The following is a 26804-nucleotide window of genomic DNA, read 5'->3' as shown; positions in this document are numbered from 1 at the left end:
ATGCTTGTATTTCGTAAAAATTGTGTACACATTTGCCGTTGAAACGGAGCTTCGCCATGACCCAATCTCGGCAGCAGATACCATCTCCCCGCCGTGTCGGCGTGCGGGAATTTCGCGGCAACCTGACGTCTTTCCTCAAGCAGGTCGAAGACGGCCAGCGGTTCGTCCTGACGTCGCATCACAAGGTTGTCGCCGAAATCGGCCCGCCGTCAGCCGGCGTCGTCATGCGGAAACCAGGCGCGCTGCGCGGAAAGATCAAAGTTGCCGATGACTTCGATGGTCTGCCGGCGGATGTTTTGAAGTCCATGGAAGACGGGACGTGAGGCTGCTGCTCGATACACATGCCTTGCTGTGGTGGCTGAACGACGACGAGAAGCTAGGGAACCATGCGCGTCGCCATCGGCGATCCCGAGAATGATGTCCTCGTCAGTGCTGTCTCGCTTTGGGAAATCACTGTGAAGCTGCGCATCGGCAAACTTGATGCCGATATCGAAGAGATTGTTGCGATTTTGCCGGATCAAGGTTTCGACCGGCTGGATATCTCGGACGCGCATCTTATCGCTCTCGCTGCTCTTCCACTTCATCACCGCGATCCTTTCGATCATCTGCTCATGGCGCAAGCCGTGGCGGAGGGAGCGTATTTGGTTTCGGACGATCAAAATGTCGCGCTTTATGGCATTCCGTTTGTGACTTGCTCCGATCCTGTTGCCTTGTGATCTCACCGAGCTTGGCTCCGCGGATGAAGCCGGCTCAGATCGTTCCGGTTGCGTGTTTGCCAATGGCGATGTACCTGGCGACCCATCGGCGGCTCAGGTGCTTGGGAGCGGGCACGTTTGGGGAAGATCACTCATTCGACACCCGCGTGAACAGCTTCACCCGGGATTGGAGCACGGTCTGCAGACGGCAATGCGGTGCCGCGGCGACCTCGCCGATCAGCAGAAATGCTATCGAGGTGCTCACAGCCTGCCGCAGCCGGGAGCGGGCGAGGGATTATGTTGATCGACATGCGGGCGAAGCGTCCGTGGAGTGCGCGGCCAATATCCCCCAGTGCTTGGACCGGGGGGCCATGATGGTTTGTCGCAGCCTTCGATTGCCCCGAACCATTCCCGTTTTATGTCGCTCGTATAGACGACCGCCTGCTTTTGCGGCCAACCCCTGAAGGGGTAAGACTCGCCCGAAATTTTTGCAAAATTCGATTTCGGTTCGCTTGTCCTGGTGGAAAATAGAATTTTGCAAAATTTTCAGGCGAGCTGACCGCAGCAGGTCGGCCGTCTCTTCGTGCGCCATCGGGAATGGTCCCGAGCAACCGGAGACAACAACCATGGCCACCACGATCGCAACGCTCACGCAGAAGACCGACGGCATCCTCGAAGGCGTCTTCGCCACGATCCGGGTCAACGCCCCGATCGCCATCGTCCCAAATGCCAGCAAGGCAAGCGAAGAAGCGCCCGACTACCGCGTCATTCACCGCAAGACGGGCTTCGAGATCGGCGCCGCCTGGAACCGCATCGCGCGGCAGACCGGCGAGGAATACCTCTCAGTGAAGCTTGAGGCCCCCGAGATCGGTGTGATCTTCGGCAATCTCGCACCGGCACCCGGCGGCGATCCGAGCAAGAAGGTGATCCTCTGGAACAGCCCGAACTGAAGAACAAAGCGAGCGGCCCCGAGCAATCGGGGCCGGCTTCGTCGTATCTCAAGTTTTGCGCGCAATAGCGGGATTGAAAGCGGGCATCGAGCCCGCTTTCAATCCTCCTGTCGTGCCACACGAGACCAAGGACCCTGTCTGCCCAGATACTTGAAGTCTGCCGTGAGGCTCGTGCCGCCTCAAGGACTTCGCGGCCCCTCCAATTTTCAGCCGGCGCCCTGAAGGGCACCGTCAGAAAATCGGTTCCTCCGCTCGCCGGCTCCGCCGGTCGCTGACGCGATCCTTGACCCGGCCCGATCCTCACGACCCCGGGCGTCATCTTTCACATTTCAGGAGATGACGACGATGACGATTGCACTCGAAATTCAGGTTGAGGAACTGCGGGCCGAGCTCAGAAACGCCGATCCGGCTGAGCGCCGCCAGATCGAAGCGGAGCTGGAGATCGCTCGGGCCGAACTGAGGGTAGCGATCGCCGAGCAGGAGGGCGCCATCGACGCCGCGCCACCCTTCTGAGGGCGGCGTTTGCCTCCTCGCCTGGGCCGGCGCGCCGGATCGACCGGCGCGTCGACCCGAAGCTGCGCTTCACGCCGATAATCACCGGCAAGGACCAGGAAGACTTCCGCGGACAGCGCGGACCATGGGTTCCCGTCCGGCATTTGTGTTCGGCCTATAGCCGCGCGCCCGTTTTGATCGGAGAAGTTCGAGGAACATACGGACTGCATCCTCCTCTCTGTCGAAGTGATGCACCATGGCTTGTCCGATCGTTCCGATGCGTCCCCATCGCCGCGTCAGGCAAGGTGTGCCGAACAACGTCGGTTCGATTGCGAGCGCGTAGAAGCGCGCCATGTTTTTCGTCGCGTCCGTGCGTTCGATGTAGAGCTGATAGGGTTGAGTGAGCATGACGGAGAGTCGCCTCTTCCAGCTTTTGCGTCTAACGACACTTATGAATCGATCGGCCCACACCGATTCATTTTTGTGATGATCGTCGAAGCCGAAGATCATGGATTTGGGCGAGCCGGCCAATCGCCGGCCGGGTGCTATTCGCTCCGCTCACGGAGCCCGAACACCGTCTGCGCCTCCGGTCACGCCCCCTCTCGCGGAATGACGTGAGCGAATTGCCCAGCCGCGGGGCGGGGTTCTATCCTCGACACCTGCTGCCGGCTCACGCCGGAAACGGTCGCGTCCCCTTCGGGTCCGCGGGTCTCTTCTCTCTCTGACGTCCAATTTTACTCCAGCAAATCCGGCGTCAAGGACGGCGCGTCTCCCCCAATTTTTCCGCTGCTGCGTTTCACTGCGCTCTGGAAAAATCGGTTCCCCCGCTTGCGAGCCGCGTTCCGCGGTCCTTGACCCCTCTTTGCAACAGAGTGGCCGATCTCCGTCATCAAGATGAAGGAGATCACATTGTGACAACCGATCAGAACCTCATGCTCTACACCAAGCTTGCCGGCTTCCGGCTCGGGGTCCTGGCAAACCGCTTCGGCTGCGACAGCGATTTTTCGCGAGAGCTTCACGATCGCCTGGTTGAGGGGCTCGACGCGGCAATCGATCGGATCCGCGTCATCATGGAATTGGAACGAAGTGTTCTCATCGGGGAGGATGAATTCGCCGAATATCAGCTGGAGGGCGAGATCGAGATTTTCGGGCGCTTCACTATCAATCTGCTGGACGAACTCGAATTGATTACGACACGCGTGAATTCCGCGTCAACGGCGGCGATTGGATGAGCGCTTGGGCTGCCGACGACACTGGCGTCGATATCAACTATCCTGAGCTCGTTGCGCTGATTGCGGACGAACTCGGCTCGCTGGCGCCGATCATCAAGGATATCACGTTGGCAACTCGCATCCCGGTCTATGCGGGGCGCGCCGTTTGGTCATGGTGGTAGCAGCACCATCTCACATACTGAGAGGCGACAGACGAGGTTGCCTCTCAGTTGCCGATGGCCCTCAAGTGGGCCGAGGAAGGACGGCTGCGAAGTTTCACAACAATCGCAGTAATGTTGTAAATGCTGTAAATCCCAGCGATAGCAACAAGGAAGCCCATATGCCGAAGCCAAGCGGGACGTATTCAACCAGTGACCTCCCACGTAAATCCAGCGACATCATCGCCGAGGCGCTGCGTCATCCGGTGACGATCACCCAGCGGAACAAACCCCGGCTGGTTCTCCTCAATATCGAAGATTATCAGCAACTGATCAGGCAGGCAGGCCGACGCACCGTCGGCACTATCGAAACGATGCCCGACGAGCTTTTTGCCGAACTCGAAAACGCCGTCGACGCCTATGCCGGCGAGGACGAGGTGGGCCGCTCATAAAACCACGATCATAGCACGGGTTTGACGAAACGATTGACCTTAGCTGCCTCATCCATCTCCTTTCGCCGGAAGTAGATCGCCCGACCGCAGCGGATCGGACTATGCCCCTGGACGATGATGATCTGCTCGTCCTTCCTCATCGACTGGGTGATCTCGTGCGGCATGATCAGCGGCCGGCGCTGGAAGTTGACGTTCTCGGATCTCCTGGATGCATTGTTCTTCGTGTCCCAGCCGATGTTGCGGGAACTGCCCTTCACCTCCACCGTCATCTCGCCACATTGCGCAGAGACGTTGCGCGCCGTGTCAAGCGCTTTGATCGCTGCGTAAGAGGCGAAAGCGCAGCCATCGATCCATGACGTCGCGCCATCCTTCCCGAAATGCCGCTCCAACTGCCCGACCGATTGGTACATCAACATCATCGAGATGCCGTACTTGCGGCCGCGGTCGCGCGCCTCCTCGAGCACGCGCATGTAGCCAAGAAGATCGACCTCATCGAGCATGAACAGCGCCCGGCGCTGGAAGGCGCCGTCGGCCTGCACCATGGCGTTGATGAGCGAGCCGATGATCACACGAGCGATGCCCGGATAGGAGCGCAGGATCGATGCGGAGATGTTGAGGAAGACGTCCTTCTTGCCCGAAACGATATCACTCGATTTGAAGGCATTGCCGCAGACGAGCGCGGCATAGCTGTCGAGCGACAGCCACTGGGTATCCTTCGATGCTGTGGAATAGACGCCCGAAAACGTCTGCTCGGTCATGTTGGTGAAGACGCCGAGCGTTTCGCGGATGAAGGCCGAACCGGAATGCTCCTGAATGTCGCGCAGCATAGCGAGCACCGAGGGCTCCGGTTCGGAAACGATCTGGCGGAGACTGCGCAAGCTTCGCCGGCCCTCATATTCGGGCGAGAGCATCACATGGGCGAGCAGACCGGTCAGGAGGTTGTGCGCCTGGTTCTGGAAGTAGGATCCCGTCGAGCTTTCGAAGCGAAGGCTTTCCGACAGCAGCATATGCGCAATGCCGACGATGTCCTCTTCCTTTTGCTTGGATGCTTCGATCCCGTCGAGCACGTTGAAGCCCATGATCGGGTTCGTCGGATCGAGCACCATGACCTCGCGCTTGAGGGCGCCGGCTCGGTGTTCGGCCACCATTGGTGCGACCTCGGTGGAGGGATCGAGGCAGATCAACGGCCCGCTATAGCGCAGCGCCGTCGGGACGACGTTGCTGGTGGTCTTGTATCCGCCCGATCCTGCGAAAAACAGCATGTGGGTGGAATCGAAGTCCTGTTTGTAGGTCAGCAACGAGGCCTTGCCGCCTTGCCCCCAAGTCGCCGGATCGTTCGGATCGAAGGGCAGCTCATGGACGATTTCCTGGTCGACCCGGTAGCGCTCGCCGACGACGATCTCGCCATCGGGTGGAAAGAGCTTTGCAGCCGCGGACATCGAAAGCCAACCCGCGTCCCCGAAGATACCGCGCCTGGCGCGCGTCACCGGTTCGGACACGACGGTCGAGATGCGCGCGGCGACCGCCACGGCCATGAAGCCCATCAGCGCGCCGATGACGGCCACGAGATCCAGATAGGAAAGTGCCCGGCTCCATGAGACCGCGCCGCTCTCCACGGATGGGGCGAGCCGGCCATATTCGCGCAGTGCGTAGAAACCGGCCACAGCCAGAAAGCTGACGAGGCTCACTATGGCCACCGGCCTTCGCCGGTGCAGTGGCAGAGCCAATACCGTCAACAGCCCCGCGAGCGGCCCGAACAGAAGCGCCGGCAGGGGTGCGAAGCGCAGGAACCAATATTCCGTCTTGCCTGACATGACAGCGGCGAGTTCCTGCCACCGCCAGCCGACGACATAGGCACCAAAAGCAGTGCCGGCGATCGGCGCCAGAACGAGTAACAGGCTCGGGCGCGGTTTCCTTAGCGGGGTCATTCGGCCGCCTCCGCGATGCGTAGCGAACCGCCGTCGAGCTTGGAGATCTTGAACGCCTCCTCGCCGATATCGCGCAAGCGCCGATGCTCCGATGAACCCGGGGCGATCCTTGCCAATTCGAGAAAGCCGCCTAGTAGGAACGCCCGGTCGGCCTTTGAAATTCCCGCCTTGACGACGAGGCCGCCGAGCAAAAACTTTTCGCGCGCCTTGTGCCTACGATCAGCCGTCATGAGAAACCTCCGCCGGCGTTCCAGCGACGCCAGCTGCTGGTCGACGCGGCGAAACAGATGCGCCATCAGTCCCCTTCTTCTCTCCTTTGCGAAATCGCGCCGCGATCTCCTCGACGAGGCGATCGACCTCCTCGTCGGTGATCTCCATTTCCGCCAGGCCCGACTTCGTCGCGGCCCGCGCAAAGCGCTCGGCGGACTTGGCGATCATCGCGCGCCTGCGCTCGCGCAGCTTTTCGATCTGGGTGTCTATGTCGGTGATCGATGATTTTGTGGCCATCGGTGATTCATCCTTCCTGAAAATAACCTCAGCGGACAGATTATACTAACTAGAATAAAATAGTTAAATGGGCTATTTTCCATCAAGTCGAAAACGTCGCAGCCGGAATTCCGGCCGATGGCCGTGTTCCGGAAAAGCGGCATCGGCCCTTCGGTCCGATCTGTTCGAGGGCGCAATATACGTCGCTGTCGCGACGTGCTTGGGCCAGTCTGGAGACACCGGTGGCGATCATGTTCGTCAGAGCGCAGGTGATCAGCAGGGGATCGGGACGCAGCATCGTCTCGGCTGCCGCCTATCGCCATCGCGCCCGGATGATGGACGAGCAGGCCGGCACGTCGTTCAGCTACAGGGGCGGGGCGTCGGAGCTCATGCATGAGGAACTGGCGCTGCCGGGGCAGATACCCACCTGGCTCAGGGAGGCGATTGCCGGGCAACTCGTCGCCAAGGCGAGCGAGGCGCTGTGGAATGCGGTCGACGCTTTCGAGACGCGGGCGGATGCACAGCTCGCCCGCGAACTGATCATCGCGCTGCCGGAGGAGCTGACGCGGGCCGAGAATATCACGCTGGTGCGCGAATTCATCCGCGACAATCTCATCTCGAAAGGAATGATCGCCGACTGGGTCTATCACGACAAGGAGGGCAACCCGCACATCCACCTGATGACGACGCTCCGGCCGCTGACGGAGGAGGGGTTCGGGGCAAAGAAGGTTCCAGTGCTTGGTGAGGACGGCAAGCCGCTGCGTGTCGTCACGCCGGACCGCCCGAACGGCAAGATCGTCTACAAAGTCTGGGCGGGCGACAAGGAAACGATGAAGGCGTGGAAGATCGCCTGGGCGGAAACGGCCAACCGGCACTTGGCCCTTGCTGGGCATGACATCCGCCTCGACGGTCGCTCCTATGCCGAACAGGGCCTCGACGGCATCGCGCAAAAACATCTCGGGCCGGAGAAGGCGGCGCTGGCGAGGAAGGGCAGGGAGCTCCACTTCGCGCCGGCTGATCTCGCCCGGCGCCAGGAGATGGCCGATCGGCTGCTTTCAGAGCCGGAGCTTTTGCTGAAGCAGCTCGGCAATGAACGCTCTACCTTCGACGAGCGCGACATCGCCAGGGCGCTGCATCGTTATGTCGACGATCCCACCGATTTTGCCAACATCCGCGCCAGGCTGATGGCGTCGGACCAGCTGGTCATACTGAAGCCGCAGGAGATCGAGGCAGAGACAGGAAAGGTGTCGGAGCCCGCGATGTTTACGACGCGGGAGATGCTGCGCATCGAATACGACATGGCGCAGTCGGCGCGGGTTTTGTCGGAGCGCCGCGGCTTCGGTGTTTCCGAGCGGATTGTGACGGTGGCGATTGAACGCGTGGAGAGCATCGAGAGCGGCGATCCTAAGAATCCGTTTCGGCTCGATGCAGAGCAGGTCGATGCTGTCCGTCATGTCACCGGTGACGGTGACATTGCCGCTATTGTAGGCCTTGCCGGCGCCGGCAAATCGACGCTGCTTGCTGCCGCACGTCTTGCCTGGGAGAGCGAGGGACACCGGGTGATCGGTGCAGCCCTTGCCGGCAAGGCCGCGGAAGGGCTGCAAGACAGTTCCGGCATCAAGTCGCGGACGCTTGCCTCCTGGGAACTGGCCTGGGCCAATGGGCGCGACACGCTCCATCGCGGTGATGTGCTGGTGATCGACGAGGCCGGCATGGTGGCCTCGCAGCAGATGGCCCGTGTGCTGAAGATTGCCGAGGAGGCTGAGGTAAAGGTCGTGCTGGTCGGCGACGCGATGCAGTTGCAGCCGATCCAGGCCGGTGCTGCCTTCCGGGCAATTACCGAACGCATCGGCTTTGCAGAGCTTGCCGGCGTGCGCCGCCAGCGTGAGGCCTGGGCACGTAATGCCTCGCGGCTGTTTGCCCGCGGCGAGGTCGAGAAAGGCCTCGACGCCTATGCCCGGCATGGCCATCTGGTCGAGGCAGGGTCACGCGAGGAAACGATCGATCGCATCGTCTCCGACTGGGCTGCTGCGCGCAGAGAGGCAATAGAGCGATCAACGTCTGAGGGCGGGGATGGCCGCCTTCGCGGTGATGAACTGCTGGTGCTGGCCCACACCAACGACGATGTTCGCAAGTTGAACGAGGCGCTGCGATCGGTGATGACGCAGGAGGGAGCGCTCAGTGAAAGCCGCAGCTTCCGGAGCGAGCGGGGCGTACGGGAATTTGCCGCCGGCGATCGGATCATCTTCCTGGAGAACGCCCGCTTCCTTGAGCCGCGCGCCAAGCACTCCGGGCCACAGTATGTGAAGAACGGCATGCTCGGCACCGTTGTTTCCACCGGCGACAAGCGTGGAGATCCGCTGCTTTCGGTTCTGCTCGACAACGGCCGCAAGCTCGTCTTCAGCGAAGACAGCTATCGCCATGTCGATCACGGCTATGCCGCAACGATCCACAAATCGCAGGGTGCTACCGTCGATCGCACCTTCGTGCTGGCAACCGGGATGATGGACCAGCATCTGACCTATGTGTCGATGACGAGGCATCGCGACCGCGTCGATCTTTATGCGGCCAAAGAAGATTTTGCGGCAAAACCTGAATGGGGACGCAAGCCGCGTGTCGATCATGCCGCGGGTGTGACCGGCGAGCTTGTCGAAACCGGCGAAGCCAAATTCCGGCCCGATGACGAGGATGCCGACGACAGCCCTTATGCCGACGTCAGGGCCGACGGCGGAACCGTCTATCGGCTTTGGGGCGTGAGCCTGCCGAAGGCACTCGAGGAGGCCGGCATCCAGGAAGGCGACACCGTGACGCTCAGAAAGGATGGTGTCGAGCGGGTCAAGGTCCAGATTACCGTTGTCGACGAGGAGACAGGTCACAAGCGTTACGAGGAGAGGGAGGTCGATCGCAACGTCTGGACGGCCAGTCAGGTCGAGACCGCTAGCGCACGACAGGAGCGCATCGAGCGGGAAAGTCATCGGCCGGAACTCTTCAATCCGCTCGTCGAACGCTTGTCGCGCTCCGGTGCCAAGACGACGACGCTCGATTTTGAGAGCGAGGCCAGTTACCGCGCACACGCGAACGACTTCGCCCGGCGCCGCGGGCTCGATCATCTCTCGCTTGCCGCAGCCGAGATGGAGGAAAGCCTTACCCGGCGCTGGGCGTGGATTGCCGAGAAGAGGGAGCAGGTGGAAAAGCTCTGGGAGAGGGCAAGCGTGGCGCTCGGCTTTGCCATCGAGCGGGAACGGCGGGTCGCCTACAATGAAGAGCGGAGCCAGACGATGGTCGAAGCGACATCCAGTGACGCGCGAACTGCATCCCACTACGTCTCGGGCGCGAGCGCTGATGAAACACCCTATCTGATCCCGCCGGCCACGTCCTTTGTCAGCAGCGTCGAGGAGGATGCGCGGTTGGCGCAGCTTGCGTCGCCGGCCTGGACAGAGCGGGAGGTGATCCTGCGGCCACTGCTGCAGAAGATCTACCGGGATCCGGATGCAGCGCTCATCTCCCTGAATGCACTGGCGTCGGATATCGGAGTCGCACCCCGCAGGCTCGCCGACGACCTTGCCGCAGCCCCTGGTCGGCTTGGCCGGCTGCGTGGCTCCGAGCTGATCGTCGACGGACGCGCGGCGCGTGAAGAGCGCAATGTCGCTGTTGCGGCCGTGAAGGAACTGCTTCCGATGGCCCGTGCCCATGCGACCGAGTTCCGCAGGAACGCCGAACGGTTCGAACTGCGCGAGCAGACGCGCCGCGCGCATATGTCATTGTCGATCCCGGCGCTCTCCGAACGCGCGATGGCACGTCTTCTCGAGATCGAGGCGGTGCGCAGCCAGGGCGGGGACGATGCTTATAAGACGGCCTTTGCGCTCGCCGCCAAAGATCGATCGGTGGTGCAGGAGATCAAGGCGGTGAGCGAAGCTTTGACGGCCCGCTTTGGCTGGAGCGCATTTAGCGCGAAGGCGGATGTGATCGCTGAACGCAATATTGTCGAGCGCATGCCGGAGGACCTCACGGATGAATGGCGCGGAAAGCTGACCCGCTTGTTCGAAGCCGTGCGACGCTTTGCCGACGAGCAGCATCTTGCCGAACGTCGGGATCGCTCAAAGATCGTTGCCGGCGCCAGTGTCGATCTGAGGACAGAGACGGAGAAGGGGGTGGGGAAGGAGAACGTTCCCATTCCCCCTATGCTCGCCGCCGTCACCGAGTTCAAGGTCCCCGTTGACGACGAGGCGCGATCTCGGGCTCTTGCGTCGCCTCTCTACCGTCAGCAGCGTGCGGCACTGGCGAACGCGGCAACGACAATCTGGCGCGATCCGGCTGAAGTCGTCGGCAAGATCGAGGAACTTCTCCAGAAAGGTTTTGCCGCCGAGCGCATTGGAGCCGCGGTGACCAACAATCCCGCCGCCTATGGCGCCTTGCGTGGTTCGGATCGCCTGATGGACCGGATGCTGGCCTCCGGCCGAGAGCGGAAAGAGGCTGTGGCGGCCGTGCCGGAAGCTGCAGCGCGCCTGCGCGCGCTCGGTGCGGCCCACCTCAATGCCCTCGATGCCGAACGCCAGGCTATCACGGACGAACGGCGGCGCATGGCGGTTGCCATTCCAGCTCTTTCGAAAGCTGCGGAAGAGGCGTTGGCGCACCTGACGGTCGAGGTGAGCAAGGACAGCAGGAAGCTGAGTGTTTCCGCCGCTTCCCTCGATCCGGGCATTGGCCGGGAGTTTGCCGCTGTCAGCCGAGCGCTCGACGAGCGCTTTGGTCGCAATGCCCTCGTCCGAGGCGATAAGGCTATCGCCAACGTAGTGCCACCGACGCAGCGCGGAGCTTTCGCGGCGATGCAGGAGCGGCTGAAGGTCCTGCAGCAGACTGTCCGCCTGCAGAGCAGCGAGCAGATCATAGTGGAGCGGCGCCAAAGGGCTGCTAGCCGCGCTCGCGGCATCAACCTCTGAGACTCGAAGAAAAGCGGGGTGACGAAATGGTTGGTCGATGGGAAAAGCACTACGACCTGATTGTCCCGAGATCGATTTTCCTTTGGGTGGCGGAGCGGTCGAAGCTACTGTTCGTCCCTTCCGCAGCGGTCGTTGTGGAGGCGATTGCAGGTCTCACCAGATCGCGTGCTGTCTGCGTGAAGCCACTCTATAGCCCCCTCGGACACGGACGTGGCCAGAAACAAGCCTGCTTCCAACAGCGCGCGGATGCCACAGAATGTGACGAGGTCTCGCGCTGAGACCGTGAAGAACAGGCTTTCACTGGTCGGCCTTATGATCGCGCCTCCACCTTCGAAAGCTAGAAGCCTGTCAGGTCCCACGGCGACGAGGGATTGGTAGAAGTCCTCGATTTGCGTGCAGATCTTGTCGGCAACGTGCTGCGTGCGCGGAATAGCGACACACGCTTCGGCGACATGAACGCCCGTTGGAACATCTTCCTCACCCGCGATTGATGGCCCTCGTGGCAGGACCAGATGCGCGTTGCCCGGCGGGCTCAGCTTAACGAAGTGACGGACTTCGCCAATCGATTTCTTCATGCTGTTCCTGCCCGTTTGAAGAAAAAAGGCTTTTCGAGATGGCAAAGCGCTGAGGGCTGCTCAACGTGATGGAGCGCTTTCTGCTGACGCGAACGTTGTTCCAGTTGAGGCTCGTGAAGACGTGACGCAGTTGCACTCACGCGACGGTGACGATGAGGAGTCGCTAAAGGGTCCAGGATCGCCCCGATAGCCGCCTTGCGTCGGATTCCGGGTAAAGGCGGTAAGGAAGGTCCGCATAGACATATTCTGCCGGAATCGCGGGTGGGGACAGCTTCGATAGGAACAGGTCGAGATTCTGCTGACTGTTGCTGGAGACAAGCGTGTAGAAATTGCCGCTGTTCCAGGTGACGAATGAGTGTCCAAAGAACCGGCGTAGTGTTTCGCTCATCTCCGAAAGGGTGACTTCGTTTCGATCCATTCGCGTTAGCACCGTCTCTTCCTTCGCGCTAATATCTGACGCGCTGAAGAAGCGAGCTTTGAAGCTATGGTCCTTCTGGCGTTCCCGCCGCCGATATTCCTCGTCGTCTTCATGCCTGAACTTCTCGACGAACATGAAGAGCCCGTTGGTCTTGAGATGCTGCGAGACGAAACGGATCTGATCGAAGCGATTTGGCGAATACATCTGGAAAGTCGTGTCCTCGAGGATGATATCGAAACCGCTGCCAAACTTTCGGAGCTCCACGTCTTCTTGGACCCTTTGCGATGTCAAATGATGAAATGGTCCGTGAAAAAACATGGCATGAGGAGGAACGCCATAGGCATAGAAGCTTCTAAGGTTTTCGACGTTGGGACTGCATGACAGCGTTTCTATCCTGCCCTTGCCAAGTTCGCCGATCACACGGGCCATCGTCCCCTCGGCTGTACCTAGCGTGTAGAGTTGCAGTTGACCCTTTCTGGCCCGCGCGTATTTGAGGATCGCGCTGCCTAAACGGCACTCTTCTTCGAGCCGGTAGGGTATGCTGCTCAAGTAGTGCTTATCAAACGGACCTTGGCGCAGCGGATGAAGGGCTGAAAAGCGCCTGAACGTCATGTCCACTGGGAACAAGCGGCGATCGAGCTCAGGCGGACGGATAGGCATTCCGGCCTCACCGGATGCGGTCGTCGAAAAAAACTCAGTAAGCTCGTTAAGACGAGGGGCGCGGTCGCACTCCTCAATGAAGTCGGCAAATTCACGCATGCGAAAGCCTGCCTTTCTCTCGCACCATCGCGTTTTTGGGATTCAGGAGGAAATCGCGCATCCCGAAAAGATTGTGCCGTCAGCGATGATGTCGGCAGAAGATGATCGCGAACATCATGTTTTCGCATCCACGATTTTGATTGGTTTTCATGAAATTGACATGAAATTCGACCTGAGGTTAAAGCCTGGCTTGTTGACAACTTGGGGTGAGGTAGGGTCGCTACCACGCCGGTTTTTCAAGGGAGCAGCTGTCGAGTGGGGATCATTCCATCAATTCACCCCGAGAGGATGAAGAAGTCACAAGGGGAGATCATCCTTCACCAGCAAGGCCATTGGAGCCATGCCCGCGCAGATGTCGTTCGCCGGCGCAGTCTCGGGCGACAGGTTATCGACGTTGTCGCGGATGACCACCTGATCTTCCTCAACATAAGGGGTACGGCGGCATCCGGCGAAAACTTTCTGGACGGACGAAGAGTCGAGTTCAGTCCGCGTCCAGACGGCTCGCTTGTTTACATTCCGCCCGGTTGCCATTGGAGCGGTTGGGATGAAGGGGATGCTGAGGGTTGTTATCTTATGATAACCGTGACGCAGGATTTTTTTTCAAACCTCACGACTAAGCTGCCGCGCGTCGGCACCTTGCGTCCGGAGCTTGGATTTAGAGATCTGCCGATCCAATGCTTGGCGCGGCAGATTGCCGGAGAACTTTCACACGACGATTCCATGGGGAGTGTGATCGTGGAAGGGCATCTCGCGGCTATCTTCGGACTTCTGCAGCGCCGCTCCGGCACATCTGGCAGATTGTCTCGAGGAGGATTGTCGCCTACCGTTCTCAAGCGCGTGATAGGGCGGATTGAAGCTCACATCGATCGACCTCCAAGCGTGCGCGCTCTGGCTGAAGAGGCGGGATTGACCTACGAGCATTTTTCCCGCGCTTTCAAGCAGTCGCAAGGCTCGACGCCCTATGGCTTCTATAACCAACGCCGTCTTGAACGCGTGACCGACCTTCTCCGCACGACTGCGATCAGCGTGACCGAGATCGCCATCGCCTGTGGCTACTCCAGCGGGAGCCACCTCTCGACCAGATTTCGCCGCGAAACCGGCTTTTCACCGGCTGAGTATCGGGCGCTCTGGAAGGGATAACCCGGTTCTGACCAAGAGAAAATATCAAATTCATGAAAGCCCTCGGCTGCCGAGACGACTAGCATGTCCTCACGAACCAATCCAGCAGGGAGCGTGGATGAAGTGGGTATATCGGTCGGCGGCCTGATTGGGCGGTATTCCGCCCGCCACATCTATCTCTTCGGCGTTGTGGCTTCCGCAGCTGGGCGCAATGCATATTTCGTGATGGTGGCTTGGATCGCGGTCGATGTCAGCGGTAGCGCGAGCGCTCTTGCTATCCTTTTGGCGCTCGGCAGTGCCGCCGAATTGTTGACAAGCAATGTCGGCGGCGCCCTTGTTGATCGATTCGACCGCCGTCTCGTTTGTATCGGCTGCGATTTGTCCAGGTTGCTGCTAATGGTGATGACCGGACTTGCTTTCTTGTTCTGCGACCCGCTCATTGTTCTTTACGCATCGTGGACGATCTTCGCGATTATCGACAGAACTTGTTCAACCGCGCTGCAAGCCATCATCCCGTCTCTCGTACCCCCAGAGAACCTTGGTTCGTTCAACTCGGTGTCTTATATCGCCATGCAGGCAGGTAATTTGATCGCCGCCATCGTGACTGGGTTCACCCTCGCCGCCATCCGGGTGGATCTGACGCCGATCCTGCCGAGCGCTTTTTTCAGTCTGTCGCTGTTGGGGTGGTTGGCTATGCTGGGCCAACAGCGGAACTCCTTCCCTCGACGCGGCTCGAAGAGCGAAAGCATCCGTTGCCTTGATCTCATGCCGACGACCTTCTCCTTTCACCCCCTGAAGACCCTCGCTGTCATGTACGCGCTGATCTATGCCATGGGCATGCTTGTTTCCGTACTCGGCTCCGCATACGTCATTCGTGAACTCGAGGGGTCAGCGCTGCAGTTCGGTTATCTCGAGGCGGCCTGGGCTCTAGGTTCGATTGCAGGCTGTGCGGCCTTGCTTTTTGGAAGCGTAGTTTCGCGACGGCAGAGAGTCCTTTTCCATTCGGCGCTCGAGGGCGTTGTTCTTTCCGGTTTTTTTGCTTTCCAAAGCCTTCCATCCGCACTTGTCCAAATGATGGTTCTGGGCTTGAGCTACAATATCGCGCGGGTTCTGATCGATGTACGGATTCAATCGACTGTTCCGGCCGGCATGCTGGGGCGGGTGCGAAGCCAAGTCCACACGATCTGTGTTGCGATCGGGCTTTTCGCGTATGGCATCATCAGCGCCATCGGGGATGCAATTCTACCTTCGGAGATTTTCGGACTCTTCGGGTCGTTGATGGTTGCCGTCGCGCTCTTCTTTCGTTTCAGAATGGATAGAGGAGAGCCGCTTGAACGCCGGCTCGTCTGAGGATGGAGACATTGATCGACAAGGAGCTGGTCTCAAAAGAAGAGGTTTTGGCCCTCATTTTTGAACTATTTCCGTGGATGCGTCAGTTTGGCGTGGGATCGTTGAACGACTACGCAAAGGCGGTATTTTCCGTTGAGTCCAATCAATCAGAATGCGCCGCGAGAAGGCACGCCATGTCGCTGTTGCGGTCGTGGGTCGGAACCGTCGCGCAATGTCGAGGTTTTTCGGCAGGCGCGGTATCGAGATTTCAAAGGGAAATCGAAGCCGCTCCGGTGCTTCAGAGCGGTCCCCACCTCCACCTGTTGATCGAGCCAGACGCATTCTACACCCATTTGTTCTCCCTGATGGGGCTCCGCGCCCGTGGCAGGAAATGTTATATCTCCTATGCCTGTTCGACGGTGAAGTTCGTAGAGCGGGGCCGCAAGGGTCCAGCCTGGCTGCAGATCAATGGCGATGCGGTCAATGTCTTCGGCTTGTCGCGCAGCAAGATGATCCCCTACAGTATACTCGGTAGAAATAGCAGCTATCGCTTCCACCTCCAGAATGTCGATAGGCCCGGTCCTGACTTGGAAGCAGTTTCGTGCTTGCGAGAACTTTTGCCTGCCGACGAATTCCAGTCCGCGGCAGAAGCAATCAAGGCAGCAAATCTTTGCCTCTGGAAGCGGTATTTTGACAGCCAAGTCGACTTTCTTCAGCTTGACGATAGCGACGTTGCCGATCTGGTCGCGGATCATCTTTCCGACGACAGATCCTGGCTGCGAACTTCACTGGTCGAGGACACAGCATTCGCCATGCGGCTCCTCGTCTGCATCGATCAACTCGCGGATACGGCTTGGCGAGGCTGGCTGAAAAATTCGACCCACTTCTTTTGGGGCTGCATAGAAGGGCGGCTCTTTCCACTTTGGCTGGATGGCGCCGTTCTCCGATCTAAAGGGGCGGAAGATATCCGCGTCAAATTTTCGCCGGCAAGTCTTGTTGAAGCCCTGAAGGCGGGCCGGATCGTGCCGAACCTTCTGCTGATGTTCATCGTGACATCGCTCCTGCCTGGTGTGCGCGTCTTGGGGGGAAGTCGACATGCAGTCTATTATCCTTTGATGCGCTGGGCGCTCTGCGAGGCTTTGAAGAACAACAATCGCGACCCGCAGCTTCTCAACACACTGTCAAAAGACGAACGCCCAGGGGTTTGGGGCCATCGGGTCATCTCCTCGCCATGCGAGCCGTTTTCGATGCTGAATCAGCTCGGCCAGGGCGGCATCTCGACGCTTCTCGATCGCTTTGGCGAGAAAAGCATTGTCGAAGCCTGCGGACCCTTTTCGAGTTTCACGCAGGATCCCTTGTGGGCAGAGCTAACGGCGGCCTACTCCTTTGGGAGGATAGGCAGGAATTGCCCGCAATGGGTATTTTGCTGATCGCATTGCGATAGCCCTTTCGATCATTCGCTGCCGAAGGACAACTAACGGGGTCTCGGGACGTACGCCTACGTGTAGGGCGAAGCTATTGAATCTTGTGAAGAATTCGGTTGAACGCCGCGCGGATTTCAACTATTCTTTTTGATGAGGCAGTACGCGCTGCCTTGGGGATTAGAACCCCCTACGAGCGGTTGGTGCCGGCCGATACGGCACCAAACTCCTTGACCTTCGGTCGAGGAGCCTGTGGCGTATGTCCAGGTTCCTCGGAACTAAAGGCCATAGGGCCGTCTCGTACGGTGTTCTAACTCCCCGATCAGTGGGTTGAGCGAGTTATTCCGCGGGGGCGTACCGCGTGAAACTCTCCACACGGGGTGTAGTCCATGAATCATTTTACAGCAGCCCTTCAAGTCCGATCGTCGAGGCGAGCGCGGGCCGCGCAGAATATTGCGCGTGCGTCGGTGCATCCGGTAGACCTGCATGTCGGGCAGCAGATCCGTATTCGCCGGTTGCAATCGAATGTATCGCTGGGCGATCTTGGCGCCGGCATCGGCGTCAGCTTGCAGCAGGTTCAGAAATATGAAAGCGGCAAGAACCGCGTTAGCGCTTCCATGCTCTATGAGCTTGCCAATTGCCTCAAAATTTCTGTTTCGATGTTTTTCGAAGGCCTCCCAGATCCCGAAAGCTTTCAGGACCAACAACTCACGACGGAGATTGATGAGAGGATTGCTTACATTTCCACCGCGGAAGGACGACGGCTGGTAGAAGACGTTTTGCTCCTTTCCCCACGTGTGCGCAGTCGCGTCGTCGCCCTCGTCAGCTCGATTGTCGACGAAGAGACGCCTGAAAAGACTGATTTTGATCGCTAGGAGAACAACAGGAAAAGGCGGCAGGAGAGCCAGCCAGTCGTTGACTTTGGGTAACCGTCTGCCGCGCGTTCTGCTTTCGCATCTACAAGGCGATCCGCCCGATGTCATTCTCCCGAGATAGCACTGTGCCAAAACCGGCACTGCGGTCGGCAAGATCGTCAAGGATATCTGCCGCCATTCTGCCACCGGCAAGCACAGGGAAGGGGAGGCGATCGTGTGCAGGATTGGATAAAGCCTCGGTTCCCCCGATCACAATCGGGCGCAAGCGGATATTCTCCAGCCGTCCGCTAGATTCAAAATTGCAGGTCGCGATGACGCTTCTCCACACCTCCGGCGGGCTCCATTCCTGTTCGTCCTTTTCCGTATGGAAGAGGAAGTTGCCAAGGCCGTAGAAAATTGGCGTATTCCGATATATCTCGACCGCTTGAAGGACCGGAGCGCCATGGCTGACAAAGAGGCCTGCGCCCGCGTTCACGCAATCGTGCGCAAATTCCCGGACCCAGGCGGGGACTTGCTGCCAGTTCGGCTCCCAATGGTGATGATGCAAATACACGATGACGAATGTATCGCGGCCCGCTTCTTCCGCAATCGCCGAAAGGTGAGCCGAGGCGCTGTGCCGGTCCACCACGATGCGGCGAGCCGTCTCATCTGATCTGCAAAACACGGTTCCATAGAAATCAATTTCGTCTTGGCCATGAAGATCAGGCGGATCCTCCGGCTGGGCATAATTCGCGCGCTCCAAGGGCGAACTTAGAAGACGCTCCTGGATGGAGCGAAGCAAGTCGAATGTTCCCGCTTCCAAGTCAAATACCCTGGAGACTTTCAGACTATTGATGCCGGGCCTTGCTATCCTGCCCTCAGTTGCGTCCTCAGCGTACATGAAAGACGGGCCTGGCCCAGCGTCCATGGCAATCAGCGCAACATTTCGGGATCCGAACGTCATTTTCTGTGCCGTGGAAGCGTGATGCTTGTTGTGGCCGATGCCGGCATGCAGGAAATTGTGTGCCGCAACCTCCTCCAGCGTCGAGAGGATCCCCGGCGGTCCAAGATCGAAAGCATGGTTGTTTGCCAGAGCCAGGCTATTGAAACCGAGCTCCTTCAACGCCGCCAAGACATCCGGCGCTGCAGCGCCGAAATAGCTGCCTTTGAGCGGCCATCCACCATGACGACCATAGATAGTCGTCTCGAGATTGGTGAAGGCAACATCGCTTGCTTTGAGGATCTCGGCGATCTCAGCGAGCCGTGGATCGCCGATCGCTCGAAGATCATGACGGATGAGCGACTGGCCGGTGACAGCAATGGAAAAGGGTGCGGACATATGGTCTACCTTCGATCTTTGGGACTGCCGACTGCTCACGCGCTATGGCTTCGGGGGAAATGCGTGTCGTAGAGCCAGTGTCTAGTTCGATGTCTGCGGCGAAACATCGATCTTGAACCATTGCTCGCTCAGCCGCTTCAGGGTTCCGTCGCTCGTGGCGGCCTCGATGGCGCTATCGAATGCCGCAACCAGTTCGCCGTCGTCTTGCCGAAGCCCGACGCCGACACCCGGGCCCCACAGGCCACCGGAGAGCCGCGGGCCGTAGAGCGTTGCAATCCCGCCATCCGTGCTGTCGAGGAAGGCTTTCCAGGTGAAATAGTCGGCAAGGCCGCCATCGATGCGCTCAGCCACGAGATCGAGATGCATGTTGTCCTGGGAATCGTAGCTCCTGATCGTCGCGACCTTTCCGAACAGTTCATTGAGCACTGCTTCCGAATTCGATGATCGCAATACGCCCAAAGTTCTGCCGTTGAGAGCGGCTCGAAGCTCCTCGATCTTTGCCTGCTTTTCAGGGTCGATAGTTGTGAGGTCGAGCTCGGCCAACGTATCCGTGGGCGGAAGATTGAGATCTTTGCGTATGACAACTTGGTTGAAACCTCCGGCGTAGGGCTTGGAAAAAGCGATAGATTTCTTCCGCTTCTCAGTTATCGCCATCCCCGACATGATGGCATCGAACTTTCCAACGGTGAGCGCCGGTATGATTCCGTCCCAGTCCTGAGGCACGAAAGTGCACTCGAACTTCATCCTCCGGCAAAGATCGCGGCCGACGTCGATGTCAAAGCCGGCGAGCTCCCCTTGGGGGGTGATGGCATTCCAGGGCGGCGAAGCACCTTCAGAGGCGATTGTCAGTGTCTTCCTGTCCATTGCTCCCGCGTTGTTGGCGCAGACGACAAGAGACAGGGCAAGCAGAAGTGTTCGTTTCACGACGATGTTCCTTTCATTGCTGAGTTTGATTGTTGGCGTCCGGGATGTGGGCTGGCGTCAAGTTTCAGCCGAGGCGAGAGGCGGCTTTCCGTTCGCTCTTCGAGGTACAGGTTGCGCCGGCGGTGGACGGTTTGCCGTCGGCGTCCAACGCGTCTCCAGCATCTGGAAACCTTGCGTGATCAAGAGGGTAAGCAGCAGATAGAAAGCCCCCGCGGCAATGAAGACCTCGTATGGGGCGAATGTCTCCGACACCAGCTGTCGGGCGAGCCCGGTCACCTCAAGCAGCGTGATGGTGCTTGCGAGGGAGCTTGCCTTCAGCATTCCAACCACCTCATTTGCATAGGCGGGAAGAGCGATCCTGAGGGTCAAAGGGAACACGATAAGACGGGCAGTGTGGAAACGGGAAAGGCCCAAGGCTTTGGCCGCTTCAATCTGCCCACGCGGGACCGCCTGGATCCCGCCGCGCAGAACTTCTGTCGTATGGGCGGCGCTGTTCAGGGTGAAAGCAATGAAGGCGCACCAGAATGGCTCTCGCATCACGGCCCATAGAAAGCTTTGGCGGACGAGGGGAAGCTGGCCAATCCCGTAGTAAATCAGGAAAAGCTGAACCAGAAGTGGCGTGCCGCGGAACGCATAGGTATATGCCAGCACGGGCGCGGAAGCCCACGGATTTGATGATGCCCGTAGGAAGGCGAGCGGGACCGAGACGGCGAAGCCTGCGGCAAGCGATGCGAATGTCAGAACCAGAGTGAGAAGAAGGCCGCGGGGAAGGGTGAGAAACGCTTCAAGCGCGATGGTCATGCTCATTGCCTCAACCTTTCATCGCCGGGAGCGAATAGCGGCGCTCCAATAACCGGAACGAAAGAAGCGACAGGCTTGTGAGGGCGAGGTAGATTGCAGACGCTGCGAGATAGAAGGGGAGCGGAGCGCGCAGTGAGCCCGCGCCAATATAGGCGACGCGCATGACGTCCGTCAGCCCGACGACAGAAATCAGCGATGTATCCTTTATCAAGGAGATGCAAAGGTTACAGAATGCCGGCAGAGCAATCGGGATCATCTGGGGAATGATGATCAGAAACCAAATCTGCGCGTTCGAAAGCCCGAGCGCCGCTGCAGCCTCTCGTTGGCCTGGTGCAACCGCGTTGATCGCACCACGGAATATTTCCGCGGCGTACCCACTGAACACGACGGTCAGTGCCGCGACACCGGCCGCAAATGCATTAATCTCGATGTAGCCACCGGCAATCGCGCTCAAAAGGGCGGTTCCGCCGAAATACGTTAGGAGGATGATCAGAAGTTCCGGAACACCCCGGATGATGCCCGTGTAGCCCCGCATGCACGATGAAACCGACTTGCGGGTCGAGTTGCGGAGAACGGCAATAAGCAAACCTAATAGGGTCCCGAAAGCGCAGCTCAAGGCAAACACTAAAAGTGTGTTTTTCAATCCAGATAAAAATTGATCTACAAATGCGTACAATGAAAGTCTCCAATATTCTAGCGAGCGCACCGAAATCGGAAAGGTATTCTCCCGACATATACTAAGAGCTTGCCGAGATTTAACCGAGGGTAGATTGGATTTATTAGCTTAACCAGCGCTCTAAGTTTGGCGTATGTCAAAAATATACTTTGACTTGCCGCCGTCAATTTATAAGATTCAGGAAGTTTTGATAAGCGCAACTTATGAGGCGCGTCGCTCGACCACGATTGAGATTCCCGGCCATGGAAATCACCGACTCCGGAGTGAAGATCCGCCACCTTCAAATATTGCGGGAGGTTATGCGCGCCGGCTCGGAAAGGCTCGCAGCGCAGATGTTGCGAATAACCCAGCCGGCGGTCAGCCAAAACATCAAGCAGCTAGAGGAGACTGTCGGCTTCGCGCTCTTCCGCCGGGAAAACAACAGGTTGATCCCCACCGTCAAGGCATGGGAATTTCTGCGCACAATCGACGCGGCGTTTGCCGGACTTGATCGGATCGGACCGTCAATCGACTTCCTGCGGAACAACGATACGCGAATGATCGGCATCGCGGCGCCAAGCACTTTTTCCTTCGCGACCTTGCCGAAAGTGGTCAAAAGGATTCGGGAGAGAAGCCGCTCTTACGCCGTTCAGGTGAAAACAGGCACGTATGAGCAGATTGCAGATCATGTGTTAAACGGCCGCTCGGATCTTGGCATCTCCCGATTGCCTATTGATGAGCGCATTCTTGATTGGGTGCCGGTCGGCTCGGCCACCAACGTATGTCTTTTTCCGGTCAACCATCGATTTGCGGCACAGCAGCTTGTCACTGCCGAAGATCTTGCCGGTGAGGCGATCATTGATATCGACCCGCAATTTGCCTCTCACCAAATGAGCGTCAATGCCCTTCGGTATATGGGAACCGCTCCTGACATCGCCGTGGAATATGACGCCAATGGCCACGACATCGGCTATGTCATGGCAGGGATCGGCGTTTCGATTACGAACGAGATCATCGCGAGAGAATATGCTGACTTCGGCGTCGCGTTCCGCCGATTTCATCCAGGGGCAATATATCACTACGTCGTCGTTTGGCAAAAAGATCGAAAGCTGAGTGATAGCCTAAGATTTGCATTGGAAGAGATAGTCGCGGCTTTGACAGATCGGGCTGCTTGACGATCGCATCGAGGTATGACCCTCGTACCGGAAAACAGATGTTGCGAGTTCATGCTGAACCGCGAGTTGTGCGCGTAAGCTTAGAGCGGGATGATTTTAGGTAGACCCGTGAGAAGGATTCCCTATGACGCAAATCAGATTCATCCTTCTGGCCGGTCAGGAGGCTGAGCTGGATGGCGAGACCTGTTTCGAATAACCGCGAGAAGTTGTAGAAGCGGTGATACAGGAGGGGTGTGGTGCCGGGCGGCGTCCAAGCGCTTCCGCATTGGCATCAGCATCGCGATCGATTGGGTGCGGCGCGTGACGCGACGGACAGCGCAGCCCGGCAGGATGAGTAGCCACAAGCCGCGAACGGCGGTGGCTTACCTAAGCCACCGAGCAGATAGTTGCGCCATATCGTAGAAGAACATCGCGACAATCGGAACTGCGTCGGTTGGCAGAAGCGGACCGGTTGTTTGTGCGATCATTGGTGCCATGTTCTCTTTAAGTGATTCTGCAGTTATCTTAAAATGGCGGATGACACTTCAATTGGACGCAATATCGACTAGAGCAAATCCTGTTCAATCCGGGTCATATCCAGCAGCCCTGAAGTAGTTTGCGCATTCTGTCGGCGTGAAGCGGAGCATCAATGCGCCTAGGACGTCCCATAGAGCATCGATCTTTCGTTCCGCGCCCTCCGTGGTTGACTGCGGCCCCTAAACCGGGACCGCGTGCCGGTGGTGACGGAAGCTATGAGATCACATGCTCAATGCGCTCGAGGTGGTGCTGAGGCACGATCTGAAGGGGTTCCTCGGCCGCTGCGATTTCCTCGACCGTAAGTCCGGTGGCGATGGCCAGGTCCTCAAGGCTGTAGCCCTTCGCAATCCTGGCTTCGCGGCGACGAGCGGCTGCGGAGGTGTTGTCGGCGGTAGCAAATTGATCCATTCCAAACTCCAAATCACGTTGATGTAGCGGCTGAGGGGGATCTGTCCCCGATGGGTTGGCTCCTTCGTGGTGCCGACTCGGTCAGAGGTTAGCCGCAACCTGCCGAGCCGCTTGGTTTCTCTTCGCAGACGCTCTTGCGTGGCTTCCGCCGCGATCTTGTTCTGCGTTCGGATGCCGAGCGCTCCTGCATTAGCGCTGTTGTTCTAGTCCTGCTTTCTATGACAATCAATCCATGGGTTTGCTCATAGGCACACGACGAGCCGTACCAACTGCCTGGGAAGAATTGTCCGCTACTGATTAACTGCGGTCGCAGATATGCCTTGCGCGATCTCATCGTCGAAGTGAACCATCTCGCCCGAGGCCATGTGCAGCGCGTCCGCGACATCGCCGAAGCGCGCCTCACCATAACGGAGGCCGGAACTTATTGAATCGGCGCCCGTTCGTAAGGACCGACATTAGGAGGATCTCACCATGGCAACGACATCCAAAGCCCGCAGCCAGGATCGTGCTCGCGTCGCAGGTGGTCAGGATCACGAGGTGAAGTACGAAGCCCGGAAGGAAGGCATTTCCAAGGAAGCGGTGAAGAAGACCGTGAAGAACGTAGGCAACAGTCGCAAGAAGGTCGAAGCCGAACTCGACCGGCACTAATCCGGGTTGGAGAGTTCAACCGTGAGGGTCCGCAGCCATAAAGTCAGCGGCGGAAACAGCCGCTGAAAGTCTGGCTCCGACGGATCATAACGCTGCGGCGGAAGGCGCCTGACTGCAGGAGTTGACGACCCCGCAGGAAGCGTTTCGGAGCAAGGCTATCGAAGCTGCGGGATACAGCGCCGTCGAGCAAAGCCAAAAGTATTGGGACGCCGGAGCGTTTCTTGCAAAGGGGCGGAGCCGCATCGCATGAGGAAGGGGCTGGCGAGCGAACCCAACGAGCTCCAAAGTCGCGATACGCGACGGCGTCGGCTGACTTTACCTGCAGAACAGAATTCAGAGGCCGACAGACCGTGGGGCACCGCGTGCGGACGCCGGTCCCGACCGGTTCGTTCAATCGACTTCTAGAAGCTGCCATCCCGTTTTTGGGACCGGCCAGCATCGTCGATCTTCTCGTGCTCACTGCGCTGAATAGGAAGCGCGGTCGGTATTAAGCCATTCTCCCGTAACGCCAAAGGCGAGCGGCGGAGCGCCGATCAATCGCCCGAGTCGGGTCTCCAGTGTTTGAAACGATGCTCAGGGAAGCGGTCGACGTGAACCTCGCTTAAATCCTGCGGAGTATTCCATTGCCGACATGCCAGTCGATCAGATCCCGAAACAGGCTTAGCGAGTGCCACGTGCATCGTCGTCCCGATGTGGACTGTAGACTAGCTTCCTGCATAGGGCGATGCGATCCTGAGTTGCGTTCATGTGTCCTCTCCTTCGCGACGGAGAGACCCTAAGCTATGCCGACTAGGCGGCCGCTATGGTGCCGGAAACGTTGGCAAAGTCGGTTAATCGGCATAGTTTGCTGGTCAGCATAAACGTGCTTTTGCCGCGCGCGGCAAAATGCAGTTTGAAGCAGCGTCGCGATCGTCGCCCAAGTCCTGCCGCCGCCTTCCGAGCCGGGTTCATAATGCCGGATTTCCGACGTTTGAAGCAAGGGTCACCTATCCCTTCCATCCACTGGTTGACCAAACCGTCTTGGTAACCGGCAGCCATGAGCACGAAGGCGTTCACTATCTGCTCATTCTGGCACACGGTGGTTCATTTCAAATTCCGGCATGGATGTTTGATCCTGCGGCAAGTTCGATCGAGATCGTAGCTGCGCCGCGCCTTTCGGCAACCAAACTCGTTGAACTGCGCGCCAAGCTTTGTTGCCTGACTATTCCGTTGCGGTCGCTGCGGTCGCCGATTGCACATTCAATACTCCGGGAAAGGCGGCAATACGCAGCGATATGTTTGTCGCGGCACGTTCGGCGCCACGGCGGTCGGCAACTGTATCGGGTTCGGCGGCATGCGGGTCGATCGGGCCGTGGCGCAGGAGGTGCTCGAGCGATTGCAACCTCTGGGAATCGAGGCGGCCTTGCGGGCAATGGAGGCGCACACGCAGCGTCATAGCGACAATCAACAGCAACTCGAGAACTTAATCAAGCAAGCACAATACGAGGCTGCCAGGGCGCGCCGCCAGTATGATGCTGTCGATCCGGGCAATCGGTTGGTCGCCGGCGAACTGGAGCGGCGCTGGAATGAGAAGCTGATCCTATTGCGTGATCTCGAGGTCCAGTTCGAGATGCTCTCGACCGACCGTAACACGCCTGCTTTATCGGCCGACGACCGTACAAGATTGATGATGCTCGGTAGCGATCTATAGTAAGGCATGGGACAGGTCCCGACGCGTCTAACGCGAAAAGATCATTCGGCTGCTGATCAAAGAAATCATTGTCGATACCGTTGACGACACATTGGCGCTCGTCATTCATTGGCAGGGTGGCGATCACACCCGGATGACGGTGAAGAAAAACAAGATCGGCCAGACCCGCTGGGCAGTTAAGGCTGATGTTGTCGATCTCGTTCGCAACTTGGCGAGGCAGTTGCCCGATTTGTCGATCGCAGCGATCTTGAATCGATCCGGCAAGCGGACAGGGCATGGCGCCAGCTGGACGCGAAGCCACGTCTGCAGTCTTCGCAACATCCACGGCATCTCCGTCTATCGAGAAGGTGAACGGGCCGAACGCGGTGAGAGAACCCTCGACGAGGCCGCCGACATTCTAAAGGTGAGTCGAGCTACCGCCTACCGGATGGTCAGCAGCGGTGTCCTTCCCGCTCGCCAGTTATGCACCGGAGCGCCGTGGATCATCCAGCTTTACATTTCTCGCAAATGTCGGGCATCCGCCACTTTTGTCAGGTTTGTCGTGATTGGAACGTTTTGTTCGCCGGTCTCTCCGTCAAATACACATCAACCTGCCCTCAACCCGCCCATTGATAAAAGAAAATCATCTTCTTGGCGCGTCGGAGCAGTTGGCATGGTGTTTGCTGATCCCTGGTTACAAGCGGCAGAAAGCAGTCTGCATGATGCCGGTTCATGAAACGAACGGAACGGAGGCCACCTGACCGTTCGTCATCGGATCCGCGTTCTACCAAGCGGCCATGCATAGTCCGCCGGCGGAAGGGTCAATCCCGATGTCACAGCTTGCAACCAACTCAAAGAGAAGGAAAATGCAATGACCAAGAT

Annotated in this window: 26 protein-coding genes and 5 pseudogenes; 18 read left to right on the top strand and 13 right to left on the bottom strand. The window is 58.6% G+C overall.

The genetic code is table 11. The features are described from left to right. The first annotated feature begins 56 nt into the window (after positions 1-56). The 4 genes and pseudogenes from CO660_RS27685 to CO660_RS33470 all read left to right on the top strand — a co-directional run bounded on the left by CO660_RS27685 (position 57) and on the right by CO660_RS33470 (position 2158). On the top strand, positions 57-323 hold the full coding sequence (locus CO660_RS27685) for a hypothetical protein (protein WP_004676093.1): 267 nt from the start codon (positions 57-59) through the stop codon (positions 321-323). After that, positions 320-716, top strand: a pseudogene (locus CO660_RS27680) (type II toxin-antitoxin system VapC family toxin). The gene CO660_RS27685 and the pseudogene CO660_RS27680 overlap by 4 nt, the downstream one beginning before the upstream one ends. Positions 717-1321: 605 nt before the next feature. Continuing rightward, positions 1322-1645, top strand: a complete 324-nt coding sequence (locus CO660_RS27670) for a DUF736 family protein (protein ID WP_004676095.1) — start codon at positions 1322-1324, stop codon at positions 1643-1645. Between the two features lie 345 nt (positions 1646-1990). Next, the gene (locus tag CO660_RS33470) at positions 1991-2158 is read left to right on the top strand and encodes a hypothetical protein (protein WP_004676096.1); all 168 of its coding nucleotides are present in this window, start codon (positions 1991-1993) and stop codon (positions 2156-2158) included. 81 nt (positions 2159-2239) lie between these two features. Here the strand turns inward: CO660_RS33470 and CO660_RS27665 are convergent, their stop codons facing one another. Beyond that, positions 2240-2545 carry a WGR domain-containing protein gene (locus CO660_RS27665; protein WP_012489498.1) on the bottom strand — a complete coding sequence of 102 codons (306 nt, stop codon included), beginning with the start codon at positions 2543-2545 and terminating at the stop codon, positions 2240-2242. A gap of 503 nt (positions 2546-3048) precedes the next feature. Between CO660_RS27665 and CO660_RS27655 the strand changes: the two are divergent. Continuing rightward, positions 3049-3530, top strand: a pseudogene (locus tag CO660_RS27655) (hypothetical protein). A gap of 158 nt (positions 3531-3688) precedes the next feature. Then, on the top strand, positions 3689-3958 hold the full coding sequence (locus CO660_RS27650; RefSeq protein WP_097545114.1) for a type II toxin-antitoxin system prevent-host-death family antitoxin: 270 nt from the start codon (positions 3689-3691) through the stop codon (positions 3956-3958). Positions 3959-3966: 8 nt separating this feature from the next. Here the strand turns inward: CO660_RS27650 and traG are convergent, their stop codons facing one another. From traG to CO660_RS27635, 3 genes are read right to left on the bottom strand one after another with little or no spacing between them, the layout of a single operon-like run. Then, positions 3967-5886 (bottom strand): Ti-type conjugative transfer system protein TraG, encoded by a 1920-nt coding sequence (gene traG, locus CO660_RS27645; protein ID WP_077991366.1) that lies wholly within the window; start codon positions 5884-5886, stop codon positions 3967-3969. Next, a complete protein-coding gene (locus CO660_RS27640; protein ID WP_077991367.1) occupies positions 5883-6116 on the bottom strand; it encodes a conjugal transfer protein TraD in 234 nt (77 codons plus the stop codon). The genes traG and CO660_RS27640 overlap by 4 nt, the downstream gene beginning before the upstream one ends. After that, on the bottom strand, positions 6106-6393 hold the full coding sequence (locus tag CO660_RS27635; protein WP_077991368.1) for a TraC family protein: 288 nt from the start codon (positions 6391-6393) through the stop codon (positions 6106-6108). Before CO660_RS27635 ends, CO660_RS27640 begins: the two co-directional genes overlap by 11 nt. 221 nt (positions 6394-6614) lie before the next feature. On the opposite strand from CO660_RS27635, the gene traA reads away from it, so the two are divergent. Further along, positions 6615-11312 (top strand): Ti-type conjugative transfer relaxase TraA, encoded by a 4698-nt coding sequence (gene traA, locus CO660_RS27630; RefSeq protein ID WP_077991369.1) that lies wholly within the window; start codon positions 6615-6617, stop codon positions 11310-11312. A 104-nt stretch (positions 11313-11416) separates the two neighbouring features. Here traA and CO660_RS27625 read toward each other — a convergent pair whose 3' ends face one another. Both CO660_RS27625 and CO660_RS27620 read right to left on the bottom strand, forming a co-directional pair. Further along, complete coding sequence (locus CO660_RS27625) at positions 11417-11887, bottom strand: hypothetical protein (RefSeq protein WP_077991370.1); 471 nt, start codon at positions 11885-11887, stop codon at positions 11417-11419. 163 nt (positions 11888-12050) lie between these two features. Next, complete coding sequence (locus tag CO660_RS27620) at positions 12051-13064, bottom strand: class I SAM-dependent methyltransferase (protein ID WP_077991371.1); 1014 nt, start codon at positions 13062-13064, stop codon at positions 12051-12053. Here CO660_RS27620 and CO660_RS27615 point away from each other — a divergent pair. The 5 genes from CO660_RS27615 to CO660_RS27595 all read left to right on the top strand — a co-directional run bounded on the left by CO660_RS27615 (position 13063) and on the right by CO660_RS27595 (position 17808). Beyond that, positions 13063-13356 (top strand): hypothetical protein, encoded by a 294-nt coding sequence (locus CO660_RS27615; RefSeq protein ID WP_054185335.1) that lies wholly within the window; start codon positions 13063-13065, stop codon positions 13354-13356. The genes CO660_RS27620 and CO660_RS27615 overlap by 2 nt on opposite strands. After that, positions 13353-14204 (top strand): AraC family transcriptional regulator, encoded by an 852-nt coding sequence (locus CO660_RS27610; RefSeq protein ID WP_245304433.1) that lies wholly within the window; start codon positions 13353-13355, stop codon positions 14202-14204. Before CO660_RS27615 ends, CO660_RS27610 begins: the two co-directional genes overlap by 4 nt. Before the next feature lie 63 nt (positions 14205-14267). Beyond that, entirely contained in the window at positions 14268-15533 is a 1266-nt protein-coding gene (locus tag CO660_RS27605) for an MFS transporter (protein ID WP_077991377.1), read from the top strand. A gap of 2 nt (positions 15534-15535) precedes the next feature. Further along, complete coding sequence (locus CO660_RS27600; protein ID WP_077991379.1) at positions 15536-16942, top strand: hypothetical protein; 1407 nt, start codon at positions 15536-15538, stop codon at positions 16940-16942. Positions 16943-17322: 380 nt separating this feature from the next. Then, positions 17323-17808: a helix-turn-helix transcriptional regulator gene (locus CO660_RS27595; protein ID WP_077991382.1), complete on the top strand. Its 486-nt coding sequence runs from the start codon at positions 17323-17325 to the stop codon at positions 17806-17808. 82 nt (positions 17809-17890) lie between these two features. On the opposite strand, the gene CO660_RS27590 is transcribed toward CO660_RS27595, so the two are convergent. The 4 genes from CO660_RS27590 to CO660_RS27575 form a co-directional block, all read right to left on the bottom strand. After that, positions 17891-19126, bottom strand: a complete 1236-nt coding sequence (locus CO660_RS27590; RefSeq protein WP_077991385.1) for a CapA family protein — start codon at positions 19124-19126, stop codon at positions 17891-17893. Between the two features lie 81 nt (positions 19127-19207). After that, positions 19208-20050 (bottom strand): transporter substrate-binding domain-containing protein, encoded by an 843-nt coding sequence (locus tag CO660_RS27585; protein WP_011053397.1) that lies wholly within the window; start codon positions 20048-20050, stop codon positions 19208-19210. 57 nt (positions 20051-20107) lie between these two features. Continuing rightward, positions 20108-20857, bottom strand: a complete 750-nt coding sequence (locus CO660_RS27580; RefSeq protein ID WP_016737468.1) for an ABC transporter permease — start codon at positions 20855-20857, stop codon at positions 20108-20110. 4 nt (positions 20858-20861) lie between these two features. After that, positions 20862-21527 carry an ABC transporter permease subunit gene (locus CO660_RS27575; RefSeq protein ID WP_077991388.1) on the bottom strand — a complete coding sequence of 222 codons (666 nt, stop codon included), beginning with the start codon at positions 21525-21527 and terminating at the stop codon, positions 20862-20864. A gap of 242 nt (positions 21528-21769) precedes the next feature. On the opposite strand from CO660_RS27575, the gene CO660_RS27570 reads away from it, so the two are divergent. Continuing rightward, entirely contained in the window at positions 21770-22681 is a 912-nt protein-coding gene (locus tag CO660_RS27570) for a LysR family transcriptional regulator (protein WP_029875814.1), read from the top strand. A gap of 173 nt (positions 22682-22854) precedes the next feature. Next, a pseudogene (locus tag CO660_RS34080) lies at positions 22855-23032 on the top strand (IS630 family transposase); the annotation flags it as partial. A gap of 209 nt (positions 23033-23241) precedes the next feature. On the opposite strand, the pseudogene CO660_RS27565 reads toward CO660_RS34080, so the two are convergent. Next, a pseudogene (locus CO660_RS27565) lies at positions 23242-23352 on the bottom strand (IS630 family transposase); the annotation flags it as partial. A 58-nt stretch (positions 23353-23410) separates the two neighbouring features. After that, positions 23411-23605, bottom strand: a complete 195-nt coding sequence (locus CO660_RS27560; RefSeq protein WP_010068053.1) for a hypothetical protein — start codon at positions 23603-23605, stop codon at positions 23411-23413. A 471-nt stretch (positions 23606-24076) separates the two neighbouring features. Here CO660_RS27560 and CO660_RS27555 point away from each other — a divergent pair, with 471 nt between their 5' ends. Further along, entirely contained in the window at positions 24077-24253 is a 177-nt protein-coding gene (locus tag CO660_RS27555; protein WP_004668584.1) for a DUF3606 domain-containing protein, read from the top strand. A gap of 789 nt (positions 24254-25042) precedes the next feature. Here the strand turns inward: CO660_RS27555 and CO660_RS27540 are convergent. Beyond that, on the bottom strand, positions 25043-25309 hold the full coding sequence (locus CO660_RS27540; RefSeq protein WP_237358605.1) for a hypothetical protein: 267 nt from the start codon (positions 25307-25309) through the stop codon (positions 25043-25045). On the opposite strand from CO660_RS27540, the pseudogene CO660_RS34560 reads away from it, so the two are divergent. The 3 genes and pseudogenes from CO660_RS34560 to CO660_RS34070 form a co-directional block, all read left to right on the top strand. Next, positions 25274-25372, top strand: a pseudogene (locus CO660_RS34560) (hypothetical protein); the annotation flags it as partial. The gene CO660_RS27540 and the pseudogene CO660_RS34560 sit on opposite strands and share 36 nt — an antisense overlap. A gap of 112 nt (positions 25373-25484) precedes the next feature. Further along, positions 25485-25943, top strand: a complete 459-nt coding sequence (locus CO660_RS27530; protein ID WP_077991390.1) for an ATP-binding protein — start codon at positions 25485-25487, stop codon at positions 25941-25943. Positions 25944-26034: 91 nt separating this feature from the next. Next, positions 26035-26658, top strand: a complete 624-nt coding sequence (locus tag CO660_RS34070) for a helix-turn-helix domain-containing protein (RefSeq protein ID WP_245421392.1) — start codon at positions 26035-26037, stop codon at positions 26656-26658. Positions 26659-26804: the final 146 nt, after the last annotated feature.

It is taken from the genome of Rhizobium sp. L9 (genome assembly GCF_002531885.1).
Taxonomy (GTDB): Bacteria; Pseudomonadota; Alphaproteobacteria; order Rhizobiales; family Rhizobiaceae; genus Rhizobium.
The sequence above is the reverse complement of the archived record's forward strand: the minus strand, read 5'-3'. Positions and strand labels throughout refer to the sequence as shown.